Below are 20,205 nucleotides of genomic sequence, written 5' to 3'. Positions count from 1 at the left end.
CGCGTGCCCCGTACTCCCGCGCCTCACACGGCGGCCGCCCCGCCACTGAGGGCAGCGTTCCGCCGGGGAAACAGTGGGGGTGCGGGCGGTTAACAGGCGGGCCGCAGGCTGGCGGACACGGCCGGGGCGATGCACAGCTGCCCGCAGCCCCTGCTCACCCCGCTCACCCGACGGAGGCTTCCGATCATGGCCGCAGCCGCCCCAGCCACCCGCACCAACCGCCCCACCCTCGTCCTCATCGGGCACGGCATGGTCGGCCAGCGCTTCCTGGAGGAGCTGGCCGACCGCGGCGTCACCGAACGGGCCCGGGTGGTCGTCCTCTGCGAGGAGCCCCGGCCGGCCTACGACCGCGTCCAGCTGACCTCGTACTTCGCCGGCCGTACCCCCGACGACCTGAGCCTGACCGCGACGGACTTCATGGCCCGGCACGGCATCGAACTGCACCTGGGCGACCCGGCCACCGCCATCGACCGCACCACCCGCACGGTCACCGCCCGCTCCGGCCTGACCGTCACCTACGACACCCTGGTGCTGGCCACCGGCTCCTACCCCTTCGTGCCGCCGGTGCCGGGCAGGGACAGCGCGGGCTGTTTCGTCTACCGCACCCTCGAGGACGTGCTCGCCATCGAGGAGTACGCCAAGAACGCGGCCACCGGAGTCGTCGTCGGCGGCGGGCTGCTCGGCCTGGAGGCGGCCGGTGCCCTCAAGGGGCTCGGACTGCGCACCCACATCGTGGAGTTCCACGCCCGGCTGATGGCCCTCCAGGTGGACGAGGGCGGCGGCAGCGCGCTGCGCCGTACCGTCGAGGAGATGGGGCTGGAGGTGCATACGGGGGTTGGCGGCAAGGAGATCATCGCGGAGGGCGCGGGCGGCACGGGCGGCGGTGGCACGAGCGGCGACGGCAGCACGAACGGCGGTGGCGCGGTGGTCGCCATGGAGCTGTCCGACGGTTCCCGGATCGACACCGACCTCGTCGTCTTCTCCGCGGGTGTCCGCCCCCGCGATCAGCTCGCCCGGGACTGCGGCCTGCCGGTCGGCGAGCGCGGCGGCATCGTCATCGACGAGCGGTGCCGTACCGCCGACCCCGCCGTGTACGCGATCGGCGAATGCGCGCTGGCGAGCGACGGCCGGGTCTACGGCCTGGTGGCGCCCGGCTACGACATGGCCCGTACGGCCGCCGACGCGATCGCCGGCCGGACGGGCACGGCGTTCACCGGCGCCGATCTGTCCACCAAGCTCAAGCTGCTCGGGGTGGACGTGGCGTCCTTCGGCGATGCGCACGGCACCACCGAGGGCTGCCTGGACGTCGTCTACTCCGACGCGCGCAGCGGCACCTACAAGAAGCTGGTGATCGGCCGGGAGGGCGAGCTGCTGGGCGGCGTCCTGGTCGGCGACGCCGAGGCGTACGGCATGCTGCGGCCGCTGACCGGCAGCGTCCCCCCGCTGGCGCCCGAGCAGCTCGTACTGCCCGCCGGAACCGGCGCCCCGGCCGCCCTCGGCCCCGCCGCTCTTCCCGACGACGCCGTGATCTGCAACTGCCACAACGTCACCAAGGGCGCGATCCGTTCCGCGGTCACCGACCACTCCTGCGGCACCGTGCCCGAGGTCAAGAAGTGCACCAAGGCCGGCACCGGCTGCGGCTCCTGCGTCAAGATGCTGACCACCCTCGTCAACGACGAGCTGGAGGCGAGCGGCGTCAGCGTCGACAAGGGCCTGTGCGGCTGCTTCCCGCACACCCGCGCCGAGCTCTACGAGATCGTCCGCACCCTGCGCCTGACGACCTTCGCCGAGCTGCTGGACTCCCACGGCCGCCCGGCGGCCCGGAACGGCGACGGCTGCGAGATCTGCAAGCCCACGGTCGGCTCCATCATCGCCTCCCTCGCGCCCGCCGTAGGCGCCGGCGGCTACGTCCTGGACGGCGAACAGGCCGCCCTCCAGGACACCAACGACCACTTCCTCGCCAACCTCCAGCGCAACGGCTCGTACTCGATCGTGCCGCGCATCCCCGGCGGCGAGATCACCCCGGAAAAGCTGATCGTGATCGGCGAGGTGGCCCGCGACTTCGGCCTCTACACCAAGATCACCGGCGGCCAGCGGATCGATCTCTTCGGCGCCCGCGTCGACCAGCTCCCCCTCATCTGGTCCCGGCTGGTGGACGCCGGCTTCGAGTCCGGGCACGCGTACGGCAAGGCGCTGCGCACCGTGAAGTCCTGCGTCGGCCAGACCTGGTGCCGCTACGGCGTCCAGGACTCGGTCCGGATGGCCATCGACCTGGAGCTGCGCTACCGGGGGCTGCGTTCCCCGCACAAGCTCAAGTCCGCGGTCTCCGGGTGCGCCCGCGAGTGCGCGGAGGCGCGCGGCAAGGACTTCGGCGTCATCGCGACCTCCAACGGCTGGAATCTGTACGTCGGCGGTAACGGCGGCGCCGATCCCCGTCACGCCGACCTCCTCGCCCAGGACCTGAGCGACGCCGAACTCATCCGCCTCATCGACCGCTTCCTGATGTTCTACATCCGCACCGCCGACCGCCTGGAGCGCACCTCCGCCTGGCTGGAGCGGATCGAGGGCGGCCTGGAGCACGTACGCGATGTCGTCGTGCACGACTCCCTCGGCCTCTGCGACGAGCTCGAGGCCCTGATGGCCGCCCATGTCTCCCACTACCGCGACGAATGGGCCGAGACGCTCGCCGACCCCGAGCGGCTGGCCCGCTTCGTCTCCTTCGTCAACGCGCCCGGCGCCCCGGACCCCTCCGTCCGCTTCGTGCCCGAGCGCGACCAGGTCAAGCCGGATCTGACGCTGCTGGCCGGCCCGACCCTGCCCGTTCGCACCCTGGAAGGAACCTCCGCCTGATGACCACCGCCACGATCGCCACCACTGCCACGGCCACCGCCACGGCCACCGTAGAGATCCTCGGCCCCGCCGGCTGGATCGCCGTCTGCCCCCTGGACGCCCTGACCCCCGGCCGCGGTGTCGCCGCCCTCCTCCCCGACGGCACCCAGGCGGCGCTCTTCATCGACCGCGGCGGCCGGGCGTACGCCATCGGCAACCAGGACCCGTTCACCGGCGCCCAGGTCCTCTCCCGGGGCCTGACGGGCTCGGCGGCCGGCCGGCCGTTCGTGGCATCGCCGCTGCTCAAGCAGCGTTTCGATCTCGCCACCGGGGACTGCCTGGACGATCCTTCGGTGTCCGTACCGGCGTATCGCGTACGGACCCGGGCCGGGAACGCCGCCTGACCCCTGACCCCTACCCCCTCACGCAACCATCGGGTTGCACCTCCCGCCGCGACGTGCAACCATCGAGTAGCACGTTAAGAGTTCTCACGGAACACCGTTCTCACGGAACGGCGGGAGGTTCCCCACATGACCACTGACAGCGGCAACGACGGCAACGACGGCAACGACAAGGACCGCATCGAGCGGGAGATCAGCATCGCGGCGCCCATCGAGCGCGTCTGGGCGGTCCTGACCGAGCCGGAGCATGTCGGTTCCTGGTTCGGACAGGGCGAGCCGACCCCGGTCGATCTGCGGCCGGGCGGCATCATGCACCTCGACCACGGCGAGTACGGCCAGTTCCCGACAGTGGTCGTGAAGGTGGACCCGCCGCACCACTTCGCCTACCGCTGGGCCAGCGCCCACCCCGGCGACGTGGCCACCGAGCGCAATTCCACCCTCGTGGAGTTCACGCTCACCCCGGAGGGCGACGGCACCCGGCTGCGCGTGGTGGAGAGCGGATTCGCCGCCCTGACCATCCCGGAGGAGCGCCGGAAGACCGCCTCCTACGAGAGCCACTCGGAAGGCTGGTCCGGACAGACGGAGAACATCAAGCGCTACGCGGAGCGGCTCGCGGCATGACACGGGGAGCGGACACCGGCGGCTCCGGCCCGGGTCCCGGCGCACCCGCGGACACCGTGGCGGAGGTGCTGTCCGCGCTGGCGGACCCGACGCGCCGCCGGATACTCGACGCCCTCGCCGACCACGGCGAGGCGACCGCCACGGCCTTGGCGGCGGAGCTGCCGGTCAGCCGCCAGGCCATCGTCAAACACCTGGGGATCCTCGACCGGGCCGGCCTCGTCGCCGTCCGCCGGGAGGGCCGCGAGTCCCGCTACCGGGTCATACCCGAGCGGCTGGGGGTCACCGCCCGGTGGATGGACCGGGTCGCCGCCGGCTGGGACTCCCGCCTGTCGGCCATCAAGCGCCTGGCGGAAGGGGAATGACCGGCGAGCGGCCGAAGGGGAACGGCCGGAGGCCGGAGGCGGACGGCCCCCGGCCTGCCCGGGGCGCGTGACGGCCGAGGCGTAGGCTGGCGATCCCCTACCGAGGAGTACGGCGTGACCCGGTGGAACACCAGCCACATCCCCGACCAGACCGGCCGATCGGCGGTGGTCACGGGCGCCAACAGCGGCATCGGCTACATCACCGCGCGCGAACTGGCCCGGCGCGGCGCCCGCGTGGTGCTGGCCTGCCGCAACGAGGCGCGCGGTGCCGCCGCACTGGACCGGCTGCGCACCGAAGTCCCCACCGCCGAGGCCGAGTTCCGGCCGCTGGATCTGGCCGATCTGTCCTCCGTACGGGACTTCGCGGCCGGCCTCGACACCTTCGACAGCGAGCGCCTGGACCTGCTCATCAACAACGCGGGCGTGATGGCACTGCCGTACCGCACCACCGCCGACGGCTTCGAGATGCAGTTCGGCACCAACCACCTCGGCCACTTCGCGCTGACCGGGCTGCTGCTGCCGAAGCTCCTCGCCACCCCGGGGGCGCGCATCATCACCGTCTCCAGCATGCTGCACGCCGTCTCGGACATCGATCTCTCCGACCTCAACAGCGAACGCTCCTACCGCCGTTGGATCGCCTACGCCCGTTCCAAGAGCGCCAATCTCCTCTTCACCCACGAGCTGTCCCGGCGCCTGGCCGCGGCCGGCTCCCAGGTTGTCGCGGCCGCCGCACACCCCGGCTACGCCGACACCAACCTGCAGACCGCGGGCGCCCGGATGGAGGGCCGCTCCGCCACCGAGCGGGCCATCGAACTGGGCAACCGCCTCATCGCCCAGCCCGCGGACGGCGGCGCGCTGGGCACCCTCTGCGCGGCCACCGCACCCCATATGAGGCCGGACTCGTTCGTCGGCCCGCGGAGCGGACTGCGCGGGGCGCCGGCGCCGTGTTTCCGGGCGCCGTGGACGAAGAACGACACGCAGGGCGAGCGGCTGTGGGCCGCCTCGGAGGAATGCACCGGGGTGCGTTACGAGTTCGGGGGGTCAGTCCTCGTATAGGCCCGACGCCTCGAAAACCGCCCGCGCCCCCTCCCCGTCGATCCGGTCCGCCAGCGCCTGGATCGGGGCCGCGCCGCAGCGCAGCAGCCCACGGGCGCGGGAGCGGCGTACACCCCGGTCGAGGTGGTGCCACAGGAGCGGGTTCGCGGTGAGAACCTTGGGGTCGAACTCGACGCGGCCGCCCAGGGCGTCGCGGAGCACCAGCCGGGGCGCCATGCCATCGCTCCGCCGGACGAGGACCAGCAGATCGGTCCGTACGCTGCGGGTGCGCAGCAGACCCCTGGTGGACAACACATGGTCGTGGACCGTCACTCGTGGCGGGTGGAGAATCGCGAGGAGCACCAGCGCGACGGCCGTCCAGCACAGCCCGCGTGCCGGTGCCAGGGTCCCGTTGCCGAGGTCGACGAGCAGCATGAGGGCGAGCAGGCCGGCCGTGCAGCAGAGTGCGGCGCGCATCTCGGGCCGCCAGGTCCGGTCGTGGGCGGTCGGCCCGCCGCCGCGCACCCGCGGTGGGGGTATCGCCGACCGTACGGCCGCCTGTCCCGCCTGTCCCGCCGCATCCTCACCGTCCATCGCCGCGCCGGCCCCCTCGGGCCCCTGGCCTCGTCGCCATCCCATAGCGATGACGCTAGGACCGTGGGGTGCGGACCCCGCAGACGTTGATACGGCGCTGATACGGCAGCCCGGAACTTTGACGCCGCGCTGACATCTCACCGGCATCCCGTGGGCGGCGGGCATGCGGAATGGCGCGAAGTGGCACACAAAAGGGCTCACGGGCGTCAAGAATCCGTGAAGAACACCTCCTCGCCCGCCAAGGGGACGCTAGGGCGGCGTGCGGATGGCCGGAACGCCCCACACGCTGATCGGGTCCCAGCCAGTGCCGCACGGAGGTACGACGAGCATGCCGATGGTGTCCCAGTCCGATAGCCGGCCGGAGGAACCGCCGGATACCGCCACGGAGACCGGGGCGAACGGCGAACTCCCCGGGGGCCGGCAGGCCCCCACCACCCCCGACCCCGACGCCCGCCACCGGCTCACCGCCCTCCAGGGCCTGGCCGCCCTCTCCCTCGACGCGATGGCGTCCGTCTCGTACGGCCCCGAGTCGATCGTGCTGGTCCTGGCGGCAGCGGGCGGCTACGGCCTCGGCTTCACGCTCCCCGTCACCCTGGCCATCGCCGCCCTCCTCGCCGTACTGGTCGCCTCGTACCGCCAGGTGATCGCCGCCTTCCCCAACGGGGGCGGCTCCTACGCGGTCGCCAAGACCCACCTCGGCCGCCGCACCGCCCTGGTGGCGGCCGCCTCCCTGATCCTCGACTACGTCCTGAACGTCGCCGTATCGGTGACAGCGGGCGTAGCGGCGCTCACCTCCGCCTTCCCCGCCCTCTACGCCGACCGCCTCTGGATCTGCCTCGCGGTCCTGGTCCTGATCACCGCCATCAATCTGCGCGGCATCGTGGACTCGGCGAAGGCCTTCCTCGTCCCCACCGCGGTCTTCATCGCCGCGATCCTCACCATGGTCGTCGTCGGCCTCTTCCGCGACGCCCCGGCCTCCACCGTCACCGCCGACGGCCACGCGTCCGTCCTGGCCCACAACGCCACCGCCGTCGGCGCCCTGCTCCTCCTCAAGGCCTTCGCCTCCGGCTGCTCCGCCCTGACCGGTGTCGAGGCGGTCGCCAACGCGGTGCCGTCCTTCCGCGCCCCGGCCGCCAAGCGGGCGCAGCGCACCGAGGTCGCCCTGGGCGCGCTGCTCGGCGTGATGCTGATCGGCTTGTCCGTTCTCATCGGCCGCTTCCACCTCCAGCCGGTCGAGGGCGTCACCGTCCTCGCCCAGCTCGCGGACGCCTCCCTCGGCCACAACTGGGCTTTCTACGTCGTCCAGTTCGCCACCGTGGTGCTCCTCGCCCTCGCCGCGAACACCTCCTTCGGCGGCCTGCCCGTCCTGATGGGCCTGCTCGCCCGCGACAACTACCTCCCGCACGTCTTCGGCCTGAAGGCGGACCGCCAGGTCCACCGCCACGGCGTACTGGCCCTCGCCGCCGTGGCCGCCGCGCTCCTCGCCTTCTCCGGCGGCGACGTCAACACCCTCGTCCCCCTCTTCGCCATCGGGGTCTTCGTCGGCTTCACCATCTGCCAGGTGGGCATGGTCCGCCACTGGCGCCGCGACCGCTCCTCCGGCTGGCGCGCCAAGGCCGCCCTCAACGGCTTCGGCGCCGTCCTCACCGGCGTCTCGGCCGTCATCGTCACCGCCACCAAGTTCACCGAGGGCGCCTGGCTGATCGTCGTCGCGCTGCCGCTCCTGGTCGCCGCCTTCGAGGCCGTACACCGCGCTTACGACCGGATCGGCACCCGCCTGGGCCTGGGCCGGGTCCCGGAGCCCCCGCACGCCGCCCGCTCCCTCGTCATCGTCCCCGTATCCCACCTCTCCCTCCTCACCTCCGAGGCCCTGAACGCCGCGGTGTCCCTGGGAGACGAGGTGGTGGCCGTCACCGTCACCTACGGCGACCCCGACGACCGCCCGGCCGCCGAGGCCCTGCGCCGCGACTGGGAACTGTGGAACCCCGGCGTGGAACTTCTCGAACTGCCCGCCACCACCCGCTCCGTCGGCCGCCCCATAGCCGCCTACGTACGCGATCTGACCGCCCACCGGCCCGCCACCCGGGTCACCGTCCTCATCCCCGAGGCCGAACCCGCCCACCTGTGGCAGCGGCTGCTCCAGAACCAGCGCGGCGCGGTCGTCGCCCACGCGGTCCGCCGCGACACGGACGCGGTCATCTGCCGGCTGCGGTTCCGCCTCGAGCGCTGACCCCGCATGTGGTGACGGCCGTTTGTCAGCGGCGCGCTCTACCGTGACGTCATGGGCCTCACACTGAGTTATGACGAGCACTGCACCGAAATCGCCCACCAGACCGCCGTGCTGGCGTCCTCCCTCATGGAGGGCGCCGACCTCACCGCCTCCGTGCCCTCCTGCCCGGACTGGAACCTCGCCCAGCTGCTGCGGCATCTGGGCGAGGCCCACCGCTGGGTCGAGGAGATCGTTCGGACCCGGGCCACCCAGCCCCCGCCCGACACCGCTCTGCGTGTCCTGCCCCGTGACACCACCGACACACCGGCCGAGCTCGCCACCTGGCTCACCGAAGGCGCCCGGCAGCTCGCCGAAACCCTCCGCAGCGCAGGCCCCGACGCCCGGATCTGGACCCCGCTCCCCTCCGGATCCCCCCGCTTCTTCGCCCGCCGTATGGCCCACGAGACGGTCGTTCACCGGGCCGATGCCGCCCTGGCCCTCGGCACGGACTTCGCCGTCGACCAGCGCGTCGCCCTCGACACCCTGGACGAGTGGATGGAACTGGGCTCCCTGCCCGAGATGTTCGACTACCACCCCGAACGCCGCGACCTCCTCGGCCCCGGCCGCACCCTCCGCTTCCACGCCACCGACACCCCACCGGAAGCCGCCGCCGACTGGCTCGTCGACCTCACCGGCGACTCCCTGGCCTGGCGCCGCTCCGCCGAACCGGCCGCCGTATCGGTCAACGCGCCCCTGACCGACCTCCTGCTGCTGATCTACGGGCGCCGCACCGCCGACACCGCGTCCGTCGAGATCGACGGCGACACACAGCTCCTCGGCTTCTGGCTGTCCAAGGTCATCTTCGCGTGAACGGGCGGGCGGGCCGGGACATCGGCCCGCCTCCGCCCTCCGGACGCCGGACACCGACCTCGGCCGTCGGACACCGACATCGGCTCCACCACCCTTGGCTGAGAATGACCGGCCCTCACCGGCGAAGAGCGGCTCGGCACGCCCGTCGGCACACGTCAACTCCCGTAGCACGGCAAACTCCCCTCCCCCACACCCATGTGCGGGTAAACCGTCCCCGACCAGGGGCTGGCGGGCTGTCAGTACGCCCCAGTAAGCTTTGGCTTGAAGGTTTCATTGGGTAGTCATTACCAACGCGGGGGGCGTTGTGGCGGGGGACGGGTTCCAGACAGACATCGAGTCGCTCAAGGCGGAGGGCACGAACTTCGTCAAGCTCGGCGATGATTTCCAGGATTCGGTACGGCGTCTGATGAACGGCCTGAGCGCGCTGGGCGCCGGCCCGCCCGCGCCCAGCAAACAGCCGCAGGCGCCGACACCGAAGGTGCCGGAGAAGTCGCTCGGCGAGCAGTTCTGGAGCGGCCTGACCACGCTGGACAGCAAGGCCGGCGCACCGCCGTGGGGCGACGACGACCTCGGCGAGAAGTTCGGCGTCGTCTACGAAGGCGTCCGCGACGGCATGTACGAGTCGATGGGCCATCTCTCGGCCAAGCTCGAGGAGATCGGCAAGGCGCTGACCTCCATGTCCAAGCACCACGCCGAGAACGAAGACTTCAACGACTCGCTGATGAAGCAGCACGTCGAGAACCAGCAGGCGTGGGACGACCCGACAAAACCGCAGGCCCAGGTCAGCTACAGAGCAACCGTCATCCCGGCCAAGCACTGAACCTCGGCACGCCAAGGCCACAGGCCGGGCGGGAAGCCCAGAGCACCGCCTCCCGCCCCCCACACCGCCGGCACCAACGCCGGCGCCGGCGCCACCGCCACACACCACCACGCACATTCACGGGGGAGCTTCACCTTGTCTGTCATGCTGCCGGATTCCCTTGAGTGGATCCTGGAGATGCTCGGCTTCAACTGGCCGACCGCGGACGAGGACAAGCTCATCGAATGCGCCCAGGTCTGGCGCACGTTCGCCTCCGAGATCGACGGCCACCAGGCCACCGGCGCCCAAGCCGCCGGCAACGTCCTCTCGGTGAACGCCGGCGACTCCATCGACGGCTTCGCCAAGACCTGGGAGAAGTTCGCCGGCGGCTCCGGCTACTTCGACGACGCCAAGCAGGCGGCCGAGGTCATCGCCTTCACCTTCGAAGCGGCCGCCGCCCTCGTCATCGGCATGAAGATCGCCGTCATCGTCCAACTGGCCATCCTCGCCGCCGAGATCATCGCCGCCCAGGCCGCCGCCCCCTTCACCCTCGGCCTCTCCGAAATCGGTGGCGCCGCAGCCACCTTCGCCACCCGTGAGATGGTCCGCCGCCTCATCAAGGAGGCCGCCAGACAACTCCTGGACGCCATCCTCGAGGCGGCCAAGGAACCCGTCATATCCGCCCTGGAGGCCATGGCCTCCGACCTCATCGCCCAGACCGTCAACCAGAACTTCGGCGCCCAGAACGGCTACGACCTCGGCCGCACCGCCAAGACGGGCTACCAAGCCGGCAAGGACGCCCTCAAGAACACCGGCGAAACCCTCGGCGAGTCCCTGCGCGACGGCGCCGGCCACCGCGCCGGACACCGTGCCCGCGGCGGTCTGGACAGCGCGGCGGGGCACGGCCATGAGGGCGACGGCGCATCCGACAGCAGCCCGAGCGCCGACTCCGGAAAGAGCACGAGCGACGGCGACGGCGCATCCGACACCTCTTCCGGCTCCCCATCGGACAACAGCTCCGCCAACAACGCGAGCACCGACAAGGGCAGCGACTCCGGCACCGCGTCCAGCGACTCCGGTGACAGCGGTGGGGACACGGGTGCCGGCAACAGCGGGGGCTCCACCTCCCACACCCCACGCGCTTCGGACACCGCGGGCGCGGGTACAGGTGCGACCGGCGGCCGGGACTCCGGTGCGGGCACCGGCCCCGCCTCCGCCGGCTCCCCCACCGGCTCGACCCCCAACGGCTCGCCTTCCACCCCCGACGTCCCCCAGTCCCAGCCACTCCCGCCCGCAGACCAGCGCTCTCCCTTCGACGCCGGCTACCAGGGCGGCGACCACAACCCGTACGGAGCGGCCAACTCCCCCGACGCCGGCCCCACGCCGGACTCCGGTCCCACGCCGGACTCGGGTCTCACCTCGGATTCGGGTCTCACCTCGGATTCGGGACCCGCCCCGGACTCGGCACCCACTCCGGACTCCGGCCCAGCCCCGGACTCCGGCCCAGCCTCCGGCAACGGCCCCAACCCCGACTCGGGCACCACCCCGGACGGATCCCGCGCGGACGGCTCCCGCCCGGACGCCGACCCGGTGAGCACCCACCCCACCCCCGACAACACCCCGGACGCGGGCCGCCCGGACACGGACCCCATCACCACCCAGCCGACCCGGGACACCACCCCCGACTTCGCCCGTCCCGACGCGGACCCCATCACCACCCAGCCGGCCCACGACAACACCCCGGACGCGGCCCGCCCCGCCTCCGCCCCGGACCCCATCGGCACCCAGCCCACACCTGCCCCATCCCCCACCCCGGACGCGCCGTCACACCCGGACGCACCCCAGTCGTCGCCCCCCTCACCGACCCTCGACCCGGTAGCCGGCAACCCGCCCTCCTACGACGGCAGCCCCCACGGCTCCGACGGCTCCCACAGCCCCACCGGCGGAGCCGACCCCAGCACCAGCAACGGGGACAACTCCACCACCGGCAGCGGCGGCCGCCCCTCCATGCCGCACGTCGGCACACCGCCCCAGGGCGCCCCCGTACACCACACCCCCTCGGCCGGCCAGCCCGTCCAGCAGCGCGACCCGGCACCCGGCAACCCCATGCCCACGGTGGACGACTCCCACGACGTCACCCTCTCCACCGAATCCGCAGGCACCGCCACCCTCCCCCCACCCACCCAGCACACCCCCGACGCCGCCCACACCCCCACCACGCCCCAGCAGTCACAGCCCAACGCCCCCCAGGCCAACGGCCCGATGATGATGGGCGCCCCCGGCGTACCACCCCAGGGCGGCCCCGCCACCCCCGCAGCTCCACGCGGCGGCACCCCGTCGACCGGCAACGGAAGCGCCCCGCCCCGCGGAAACCGCCGCGCCGACGGCACCCAGGCCATCCACGACGCCACCCAGCAGCCCACCCCGGACCGCCCCGCCTACAACCCCCGCCTCGACGGCCCCCGCCGTGAAGAAACGTCACGGCCCTACAACCCCCGCCTGGACGGACCGCGCCGGGACCAGACCCAACAGGGCCGACCGAACCAGCAGAGCCCGCAAACACCGCACACACCGCAGACACCGCAGACACCGCAAACCCAACAGGGCCCGCGCACCCCCCAGAACCTGCAGAGCCCCCAGAACCCCCACAGCCCGCAACAACAGCCCCAGAAAAACCGACCGGACCCCGGCCAACAACCTCCCCAGCAGTCTCAGCCGTCTCAGCCGCCCCCGACGGCCGAGACCCCCAGCACCGACGCCACCCCCACCGACGACCGAACTCGCACTCCGGGCGACGGCAACGCCCCCACGCACCCCGAGTCAGACCCCACACGCTCCACCCCACCCACGAACGACTCGGACACCGCCGCCCCGCACCGGACGGACAACCAGCCGGAGCACTCCGACCCCACGAACACACCGGACAACGCTCACCACCCCGACCAGCACAACACCAACGCCCCCAACACCCCCAACACCCCGGAATCCACCAACCAGTCCGACCCCACCGACCCCACCGACCGCGACACCAACACCACCAACGACGACCCCACAGACGGCCACCCCCACTCCCCCACCCCCGCCTCCGAAACCCGCAACCGCGACAACCCCGGCGGACTCGAAGGCCCCACGGACGACCACCAGAACACCGTCGAGAGCAGCGTCCCCAAGGACGAGAACGGCGAGCCGCAGCGCCACCCCGACCCCGACGACGGCAACTGGCTCGACTCCATCAACGACCCCGGCCCCGACGCCCCCGGCCGCAACAACAACTGCGTCGACACCGCCCTCGCCACCGCCGACACCTACTCCGGCAACCCCACCGCCGCCGCCCACCGCACCCCCGACACCAACCCCGACGGCACCCCCTCCGACCGCGGTGAATCCAACGGCCGCGACCGCATCGAGAACACCCTCGGCGCCCGCTTCAACGACTACGGCAACGGCCGCGACGCCTTCAACCGCCTGGAAAACACCCTCCGCGATGCCGGCCACGGCTCCCAGGCCGTCATCGTCACCCAGGACTCCAACGGCCGCGCCCACGCCTGGAACGCCGTCAACCACAACGGCAAGATCACCTACGTAGACGCCCAGACCGGCCAACGCAGCAACACCCCCCTCCACGACGGCACCAACGGCGTCCACGCCATCCCCCTCAGCCCCAACCGCCGCCCCCTGACCCACACCGCAACGCCCGACGGAACGCGTCGATCTCCCGTCACCTCGGCCAGCGCCGATCGTCGCCCCGCCGCAGAACCAGCGGGTGCACCGAAGCCGCCCAAGGACCCGGATGGCGCCGAAGCCACGCGCGCAAAGCGGAATGAGGACCTCCCCGACGCGGAGACTCCGACCGAGCGCGACGAAACCCTGCCTCAACCCGAGCGGCTTCCTCTTGACGGGTCCCAGGGACCGTTGCGAGACCATGCAAATGGCGGCCACGAGGTTCGTCGGATCCCGTTGACTCCCGTGCAGAACCAGATGAGGGAGTGGGCGCGGCCTCGTGACGACGGAAAGCCGGCGCCTCTGGCTCGTGTCCTGGAACTCGCTGCCCAACGCCGAGCCGCGTATGAGCAGGCGACACATTCCACCAGGGAAACCAGAAGAGCTGTCTCGGCAGCCAAGAAGGAAGTCGCAGCCACCAAGAAAGACCTGACGGCAGCAAAGAAGGCTGGCGGCGAGAAGCAGCACGCCGCTCAGGAGGCCTACAACAATGCCGTGCAGGCCCGGGATGCGGCCCAGCTGACGCACGAAGCAGCCATGGCGGCCGAAAAGGGTGCAGGTCTCCCTCTTCCCCCAACCGCCCTGAGGGAAAGTGAGCTCCGGGAGATGCTCGGAGATGACTTTGCCCGCATGAACGATGGCCAAAGATACGTCGTGGTAGCGACCCTGGCCCGCATGAGTCTGGCCTTTCACGCGAACAACGCAGTCGGCCGAAGCCCCGAACCGGCCCCCGACGGAGAGTCCGCCTACCACGGCGCCAAAAAGCAGGACGGAACCAGGGATCCGGCCGGGAACTTCAAGGACTCCCCTTCCGCAGAGCTACGCAATGACGCCGTCAAAGATTTTCCGGCTGACTACCGCAAACCGGGAACACCGACCGACCACTCGCTACAAAAACTAATGGAAGCCACCAGCGAGGCGAAAGGGGAAGATAAGCTTCCAAGCGTCACCGATTTGCTGGAAGATGCAGAGACGAACACCCCCGATTTCTCCGACAAGAATTACGCTGTCGTTGAACTGGTAGACGAGAACGGGGACAGCACATACGTCGTCGACTCATCCATACCATCACTAACCGAAGGCATAAGCCCAAGGCATTCAGAAAAGCATCTCCTGGAATGGGTCGACCGCCTCAACAAAAGCAAAATAGCCGCAAATCAGAGCACCTACACAATCCAGGGCCTATACACGGAGCGTGAACCGTGCGGCCTAAGAAAGGGAAACTCCGGACACGCCGACTGCTCTCAGGAGATTCGAAATTCGCCGCACATGAAGGGCGTCCCAGTTTATTACAGCACCACTTACCGATTCGACAAGGATCGCAAGCCACTCCAGAAGAAGGAACGCGACGACCTGAACAAGAAAAACGCCGAGCTCGCTCCAGAGGAAAGGAAAAAGAAGACCGAGATAGCGAATGCGGTAAGGAAATTCCGAACCGATAACGAGCACCAGATGACAAAGCAGATGCATGACCATCTGGCGGTCGTCGGCGAACTGTGGGCCCTGACTAGAATTCAGATGGTCAGGCAGGAACAAGGCGGACAGGCGGCGAACACCGAGTGACGCACCACGACCAGGATCCGACAGGGGCCCCAGGCGCAACCGTCATTTCACGCATCAGCGAGTGGTGGCATCACGATCACCCCAAAGAACTTGCGGCGTACTTGATCGCCCCTGTTGGGGCTGACGGGGCGCAGGTTTTGCGGGAGGTCCATCGGCGCGTCAGCAACAGCATCGTCGTAGATGCATCCGGACTGACGGCGGAGGAGGTCCAGGAAGCGGCCCTCCTGGAACTCGGGGTGGATCTGTCCGAGGGACGCCGGCTCTCCTGGCAGAGCGTCTTGGAAGACTTGGCGGGGGACCATCTCGTCCTGCTCTTGAACGTGCACAGGTCCGGCCGGACCCGACGTTCGTCCGAACCTGAGCGTGTGGTCAGCGTCACGGCCAATGCCCTGTCCAGTGGCAACGTGACCGTCCTGTCCCACATCACTCCGCGTGAATTCGCCGATGAGGAAGACGCATTCGTCTTCCGTCTTGCGGGCACAGGCACGGATCCAGGTCCAGTTCCGACAGTCCTGCGCGCGCTCGCACTGGCAGAGGCGCGAACCGTGCCGTTGCGCGCCTGGGGAGAACTTGTCACCGCGCTCTGTGGTGAACGGCCAACCGAGGCCGAGCTCACGCAGGCATGGGAAGACCATGCCGAACACCTTGTGTCAGGGCCGAACGGGGTGGCCTTCGCCGATGACCTTCTGGCTGAGCTACTGCGTCAAGAGGTCGCCCCCGACGAGAACATCCGGGTAAACCGGCACATGGTCGACTGGTTGGTCCAGGTCTCACCTGAATTCCGTCACCCGGAGGGGTGGGAACGCTCCGGGCCTGAAGGACAGTACGCAGCTGTCGGTCTCGCCATGCACTCAGTGCAAGCCGGGGCATTCGAGGAACTGCTCCGGAACGGCAGCCTTGTTGCCCACATCCCTCAGACCGTCCTGTTGGACGCCGCATACTCCGCGTTCGATGGGAGCGTTCCCGGTAACTCGGCTCCCGCTGACGCAGTGCACCTCTGGTCGTACGGCGTGGTCCCGTCCGGACAGTCGGAATGGGCCGCCTGGCTGCATCTGATGGCCACGGCCCGCAACGACCACACGTTCGCCGCGGCCGTCGCCGACTCCGGTCTGCATCTGCCCTGGACCACGAAATGGAGCAGATGGCGCCCCCCGGGCGGCTGCCACGTGGACTATCTCCACCCCAGAGTGGACATGGTCTGTGAGGTGCGCTGGCAAGGCCGGCCGGCCGTCCTCGGTCAGTACAGCTTCAGCCGAGACGCTGCCATCTGGGACGCCGCCACCGGTGAACTCCTCGCCGGTCCTTGGCGCGGCGAGGACATTCCTGAAGAACATCGGGTCGACCTTGCGTGGCCGCCGGCCTTCGGAGAAGGCCGGCCCCGTCCCGCAACACTCCGCGACGCCCGAGCAGCGGTGCCTGACGGCCGTGGCGTGCACTTCATGCTGTTGCACAGTCCACCGGTGACTGTCGGGAACCTCGTCATTCTGGGAGGGGACGGGGGCCTCTTCGCCATCCAGCCCGCGGAAGGAACGAGCTTCTCCGGCCTGAGCTCGCCAAATATCGAGCCGCTGTCAGGGCCGTACTGCATAGCCGGAGAAATCACTCCCGTTGACGCACCGCCGCCAAGCCCCGCAGATCTTCTCAAACTGTACGGAGCCGACGGTAACTGGGAGATCGATGACGACGACATCCCTGCCGGGCTGACCGACGAAGCCACCCGTAGCCTGCTTTCCGAGGTCGGCCTGCCTGAAATGCAGGAGGGCGGCATGGGAATCTATCCGTTCGGAGACTACGACGACCGGATGCCGGATGTCCTCACCGAAGTCACCTGGCCGTCGGATATCGCTCCACCGCAAGAGGCCGGCCCTTTCTTCCAGATCGGCTTCTGGATGGGCGGGGAACTCGTCATCGACGGCCCCACAGGTCACATACTCCGAATCCCCGCAGGAGACGATGAGGAACACCTCGCAGGCCTCCCCGCTGCCCTCGGCCTCGAGAAATTCCTCACCATGATTGCCGTATGGATCGCCGGCCTCCGCACAAGAGAGCGCACTCCAAGAAGCTCCGACGAAGCCTACTTCCTTCCTCAACACGTAATCATGGCTCTCTTGAACATCGATTCGCAGGGAGGCCAGGCATCAGCTTGGTCATACGTCTTCTACAACGGATAAAGTAAGCCTCTCGGCTAACCCGGGCCCCCACAAATAAGCCTAATATGCAAGTGCAGGATACTGCCTTACTCATCAACAAAGCACGAAATCACAAACCTGACCTATACGGCCGAAACTACGCTTTGATGGAATTCGTGGACAGCGACGGAAGGATTAAGTACGCCGTTGATTCGTCCGTTCCTCTGCCCGGAAAGTATTTACAAGCACATTGCATTGACGGTTGCGCATTTGGCTCAAGGTGCACGCCTAGTACTCCGACTGTAGATCGTGATCAGGGCTGGAGGGGTGGCCTATGTGTCGCTGGTCTACGCTGCCCTTCGTGATCGCCAAGCTGCAGTGTGTCGTGCTGGATTGTGCTGATGTCCTTGAGCTCGCCCGGTTCTACCAGTCTCTCCTGGGCGGCGTGGTGAACCAGCCGGACCCACGGTGGTCGCTCGGCGACGATTGGGCGACCCTCCACACCGAGACCGGGCTCGCGCTCGCCTTCCAGGGTGTGGAAGACCATCGGCCGCCCCGGTGGCCAGATCCTGCTTGGCCACAGCAGTTCCACCTCGACCTGGGAGTCACGGACCTCGATCAGGCCCAGGAAGAGGTTCTCAAGCTGGGCGCCACACTGCTCGACGCTGGTGCCCAGAAGCGTAGTTGGCGGATCTACGCCGACCCGGCAGGTCACCCGTTCTGTCTCGTTCGGGACTGACAAAGGACGCACATGGGTGCGGCCACCGGTGATCATCGCAAGTCGTGTGGACTGACGATGAAACGGTGGCCGCGGGCCACAGCATAGAACCCGCCCGCTGGAAGCAAAGCTTCGACGGCCTGATGGGGCGCTTGGCGGGCCGCTTCGCACGGGTTGAACCGCGGCGACGGGCGGCACGGCTGGTGCTCGGACTCCTGTCGGACCTACCACGCAAGAACTGCTGGACGATCGCCGAGTGGGCCGGAGAGGCCACCCCGTACGGTATGCAGCATCTGCTGTGCCGTGCCTCCTGGGACGCGGACGCCGTCCGGGACGATGTTCGCGACTACGTCGTCGAACACCTCCACGACGACGAGGCGGTCTTGGTGGTCGACGAGACGGGCGACCTCAAGAAGGGAACCTGCACGGTCGGCGTTCAGCGCCAGTACACCGGCACTGCGGGCAGAATCGAGAATTCCCAGGTCGCGGTCTACCTCGTCTACGCGGGCCGCCGAGGGCACGCAGCGGTGGACCGGGAACTCTACGTGCCGCGCTCGTGGACCGCTGATCCGGACCGCTGCCAGGCCGCCGGACTGGACGAGGACATCGCCTTCGCCACCAAGCCGGAGCTGGCCGCCCGCATGATCGGCCGGTTCCTGGACGCCGGGCACCGTGCGGGCTGGGTCGCGGGCGATGAGGTCTACGGCGGCAATCCGAGGCTACGGGCCGCGCTGGAGGAGCGCGGGGCCGGCTACGTGCTTGCCATTGCCTGCTCGTCCGAAGTCATTGCCACCGGTGGGAAGTTCCGGGCGGACGCGCTGGCCGCGAAGGTCCCCAAACGGGCCTGGCAGAGGCTGTCGGCAGGGGCCGGCGCCAAGGGACACCGCTTCTACGACTGGGCCGTCGTGGACCTCACCGCCCCCGGGACCGGCCACCGTCAGCTGCTGATCCGCCGCAGCCGCACCACCGGCGAACTCGCCTACTACCACTGCTGGTCACCCGCCTCCGTGCCTCTGCCCACACTAGTGCGGGTCGCCGGATCGAGATGGCGGGTCGAGGAGACCTTCCAGGCGGGAAAGGGCCTGACCGGGCTGGACGAACATCAGGTCCGCCGCTTCACCTCCTGGTCCCGCTGGGTCACCCTCGCCATGCTCGCCCACGCCTTGCTCGCCGTGGTCCGGGCCGATGAGCACGCCCGGCACCCCGCCCCGGACGGACTGATCCCGCTCACTTGCAACGAGATCCAGCGACTGTTCACCACACTCGTCGCCCGGCCCGATCATGCCTCCGCCCACCGGCTCGGCTGGTCCGACTGGCGACGTCGCCACCAGGCACGAGCACGAGTCAGCCATTACCGGCGACAAGCCGCATCCCAGACACGAAGATCATGATCTACAGCTGGAGTACTAGGCAGCTGATCAGCGGCTGGGGTTTCGACGCACGCCTGGTTTGGACGCCCGCATTCTCTGTGGGGCTGAGCGGCGCTCTCACGTCAATTCGTCTGCCAACAGGTCCATCAGGAGTCCGTCGGCCCAGCCGCCCGTCCGCGGGTCGCGCGCGTACGCCCGCATGATGCCGATTGGCTTGAAACCGACCTTGCGGTAGGCGTTGATCGCTGCACTGTTGGCTGCGGCGGGGTCGATGGTGAGGCGGTGGTGGCCGCGTTCGTGGATCAGCCAGTGGGCGAGGGTGCGGACGGCGTCGGTGCCGAGGCCTTGGCCGTGGTGGGTCGTGGTGAGGAAGATGTCGATGCTTGCGTGGCGGAATTCGGGGTCGGTTTCTTCGGAGAATTGGATGGCGCCGATGACCTCATCGGGCTCGCCGGGCTCGCCGGGCTCGTCAGCGAGGGTGATGGCGAGCATGGTGGCGTAGTCCTCCGGGGGCGACCACCAGGCGGCGACGGCCGGTTCCCGGACGATGCGGTCGAGGGTCGCGGTGTCGGTGTCCTGCACCGGGCGGAGGAGGACGGTCGTTCCGCGGAGTGGGCCGGTGTGGTTCATGCCGGGTATTCAAGTGCAGTGGGTGAGCGGGCGTGGAACGGCCCCGTCAGCAGGTCAGTCGATCCAGACGCTCGCGCCGGAGTCGGATTCGACGAACCGGCCCGGCTGGACGACGGTGTCGACGTCGCCCGTGCAGTGGGGCCCCGTGAAGATGTAGGCGATGGCGTCGTGGGTGCGGTTGGCCACGGTGGTCGGGGAATCCGCGCTCGGGTAGCAGCCGCTGGGGTGGATGATCGGGTAGCCGTCGACGATGAGGAGGCCGTCGGCCGCGTACGCGGAACCGGGTACGGCGAGACCGATCAGCGTGGCGGCGGCGAGGGTGCCGAGGGTGGTGGCGATGCGGCGCATGTCTTCT

At 69.6% G+C, this 20,205-nt stretch carries 15 protein-coding genes; 12 read left to right on the top strand and 3 right to left on the bottom strand.

Features of this window, described 5'->3' with window-relative positions:
• The first annotated feature begins 186 nt into the window (after positions 1 to 186).
• The 5 genes from nirB to ACZ4S3_RS03710 all read left to right on the top strand — a co-directional run bounded on the left by nirB (position 187) and on the right by ACZ4S3_RS03710 (position 5,269).
• Positions 187 to 2,850, top strand: coding sequence for a nitrite reductase large subunit NirB (nirB, locus tag ACZ4S3_RS03730; RefSeq protein ID WP_467925315.1), 2,664 nt, complete (start codon positions 187 to 189; stop codon positions 2,848 to 2,850).
• Positions 2,850 to 3,233, top strand: coding sequence for a nitrite reductase small subunit NirD (gene nirD, locus ACZ4S3_RS03725; RefSeq protein ID WP_467925313.1), 384 nt, complete (start codon positions 2,850 to 2,852; stop codon positions 3,231 to 3,233). The genes nirB and nirD overlap by 1 nt, the downstream gene beginning before the upstream one ends.
• A 126-nt stretch (positions 3,234 to 3,359) precedes the next feature.
• On the top strand, positions 3,360 to 3,851 hold the full coding sequence (locus ACZ4S3_RS03720) for an SRPBCC family protein (protein ID WP_467925312.1): 492 nt from the start codon (positions 3,360 to 3,362) through the stop codon (positions 3,849 to 3,851).
• Complete coding sequence (locus ACZ4S3_RS03715) at positions 3,848 to 4,213, top strand: ArsR/SmtB family transcription factor (protein ID WP_467925311.1); 366 nt, start codon at positions 3,848 to 3,850, stop codon at positions 4,211 to 4,213. Before ACZ4S3_RS03720 ends, ACZ4S3_RS03715 begins: the two co-directional genes overlap by 4 nt.
• 114 nt (positions 4,214 to 4,327) lie before the next feature.
• On the top strand, positions 4,328 to 5,269 hold the full coding sequence (locus ACZ4S3_RS03710) for an oxidoreductase (protein WP_467925310.1): 942 nt from the start codon (positions 4,328 to 4,330) through the stop codon (positions 5,267 to 5,269).
• Here ACZ4S3_RS03710 and ACZ4S3_RS03705 read toward each other — a convergent pair.
• A complete protein-coding gene (locus ACZ4S3_RS03705) occupies positions 5,255 to 5,887 on the bottom strand; it encodes a hypothetical protein (RefSeq protein WP_467925308.1) in 633 nt (210 codons plus the stop codon). The two genes, ACZ4S3_RS03710 and ACZ4S3_RS03705, sit on opposite strands and share 15 nt — an antisense overlap.
• 283 nt (positions 5,888 to 6,170) lie before the next feature.
• Between ACZ4S3_RS03705 and ACZ4S3_RS03700 the strand changes: the two genes are divergently transcribed.
• From ACZ4S3_RS03700 to ACZ4S3_RS03670, 7 genes are all read left to right on the top strand, one after another.
• Entirely contained in the window at positions 6,171 to 8,072 is a 1,902-nt protein-coding gene (locus tag ACZ4S3_RS03700) for an APC family permease (RefSeq protein WP_467925306.1), read from the top strand.
• 51 nt (positions 8,073 to 8,123) lie between these two features.
• A complete protein-coding gene (locus ACZ4S3_RS03695; protein ID WP_467925304.1) occupies positions 8,124 to 8,921 on the top strand; it encodes a maleylpyruvate isomerase family mycothiol-dependent enzyme in 798 nt (265 codons plus the stop codon).
• Positions 8,922 to 9,225: 304 nt separating this feature from the next.
• Positions 9,226 to 9,741 carry a hypothetical protein gene (locus tag ACZ4S3_RS03690; RefSeq protein ID WP_467925302.1) on the top strand — a complete coding sequence of 172 codons (516 nt, stop codon included), beginning with the start codon at positions 9,226 to 9,228 and terminating at the stop codon, positions 9,739 to 9,741.
• Positions 9,742 to 9,885: 144 nt separating this feature from the next.
• Positions 9,886 to 15,003, top strand: a complete 5,118-nt coding sequence (locus ACZ4S3_RS03685; protein ID WP_467925301.1) for a toxin glutamine deamidase domain-containing protein — start codon at positions 9,886 to 9,888, stop codon at positions 15,001 to 15,003.
• Positions 15,000 to 17,174, top strand: coding sequence for an SUKH-4 family immunity protein (locus ACZ4S3_RS03680; protein ID WP_467925298.1), 2,175 nt, complete (start codon positions 15,000 to 15,002; stop codon positions 17,172 to 17,174). The genes ACZ4S3_RS03685 and ACZ4S3_RS03680 overlap by 4 nt, the downstream gene beginning before the upstream one ends.
• Before the next feature lie 319 nt (positions 17,175 to 17,493).
• Positions 17,494 to 17,871 carry a VOC family protein gene (locus ACZ4S3_RS03675; protein WP_467925296.1) on the top strand — a complete coding sequence of 126 codons (378 nt, stop codon included), beginning with the start codon at positions 17,494 to 17,496 and terminating at the stop codon, positions 17,869 to 17,871.
• Between the two features lie 122 nt (positions 17,872 to 17,993).
• Positions 17,994 to 19,241, top strand: a complete 1,248-nt coding sequence (locus ACZ4S3_RS03670; RefSeq protein WP_467927250.1) for an IS701 family transposase — start codon at positions 17,994 to 17,996, stop codon at positions 19,239 to 19,241.
• Positions 19,242 to 19,337: 96 nt separating this feature from the next.
• On the opposite strand, the gene aac(6') is transcribed toward ACZ4S3_RS03670, so the two are convergent.
• The gene (aac(6'), locus tag ACZ4S3_RS03665; protein ID WP_467925294.1) at positions 19,338 to 19,850 is read right to left on the bottom strand and encodes an aminoglycoside 6'-N-acetyltransferase; all 513 of its coding nucleotides are present in this window, start codon (positions 19,848 to 19,850) and stop codon (positions 19,338 to 19,340) included.
• Between the two features lie 54 nt (positions 19,851 to 19,904).
• On the bottom strand, positions 19,905 to 20,198 hold the full coding sequence (locus ACZ4S3_RS03660; RefSeq protein WP_467925292.1) for a hypothetical protein: 294 nt from the start codon (positions 20,196 to 20,198) through the stop codon (positions 19,905 to 19,907).
• Between the last annotated feature and the right edge of the window lie 7 nt (positions 20,199 to 20,205).

It is taken from the genome of Streptomyces sp. NPDC028368, from assembly GCF_055565615.1.
Note: the sequence above shows the minus strand (reverse complement) of the source record. Positions and strands in the feature narration are given on the sequence as shown.

Bases quoted from the DNA above. Each gene is read 5' to 3' on its own strand.
- ACZ4S3_RS03685 (WP_467925301.1), top strand. From the start codon at position 9,886: ATGCTGCCGGATTCCCTTGAGTGGATCCTGGAGATGCTCGGCTTCAAC.
- nirB (WP_467925315.1), top strand. From the start codon at position 187: ATGGCCGCAGCCGCCCCAGCCACCCGCACCAACCGCCCCACCCTCGTC.
- ACZ4S3_RS03695 (WP_467925304.1), top strand. From the start codon at position 8,124: ATGGGCCTCACACTGAGTTATGACGAGCACTGCACCGAAATCGCCCAC.
- ACZ4S3_RS03700 (WP_467925306.1), top strand. From the start codon at position 6,171: ATGCCGATGGTGTCCCAGTCCGATAGCCGGCCGGAGGAACCGCCGGAT.
- ACZ4S3_RS03715 (WP_467925311.1), top strand. From the start codon at position 3,848: ATGACACGGGGAGCGGACACCGGCGGCTCCGGCCCGGGTCCCGGCGCA.
- ACZ4S3_RS03720 (WP_467925312.1), top strand. From the start codon at position 3,360: ATGACCACTGACAGCGGCAACGACGGCAACGACGGCAACGACAAGGAC.
- ACZ4S3_RS03660 (WP_467925292.1), bottom strand. From the start codon at position 20,198: ATGCGCCGCATCGCCACCACCCTCGGCACCCTCGCCGCCGCCACGCTG.
- ACZ4S3_RS03670 (WP_467927250.1), top strand. From the start codon at position 17,994: ATGGGGCGCTTGGCGGGCCGCTTCGCACGGGTTGAACCGCGGCGACGG.
- ACZ4S3_RS03705 (WP_467925308.1), bottom strand. From the start codon at position 5,887: ATGGGATGGCGACGAGGCCAGGGGCCCGAGGGGGCCGGCGCGGCGATG.
- nirD (WP_467925313.1), top strand. From the start codon at position 2,850: ATGACCACCGCCACGATCGCCACCACTGCCACGGCCACCGCCACGGCC.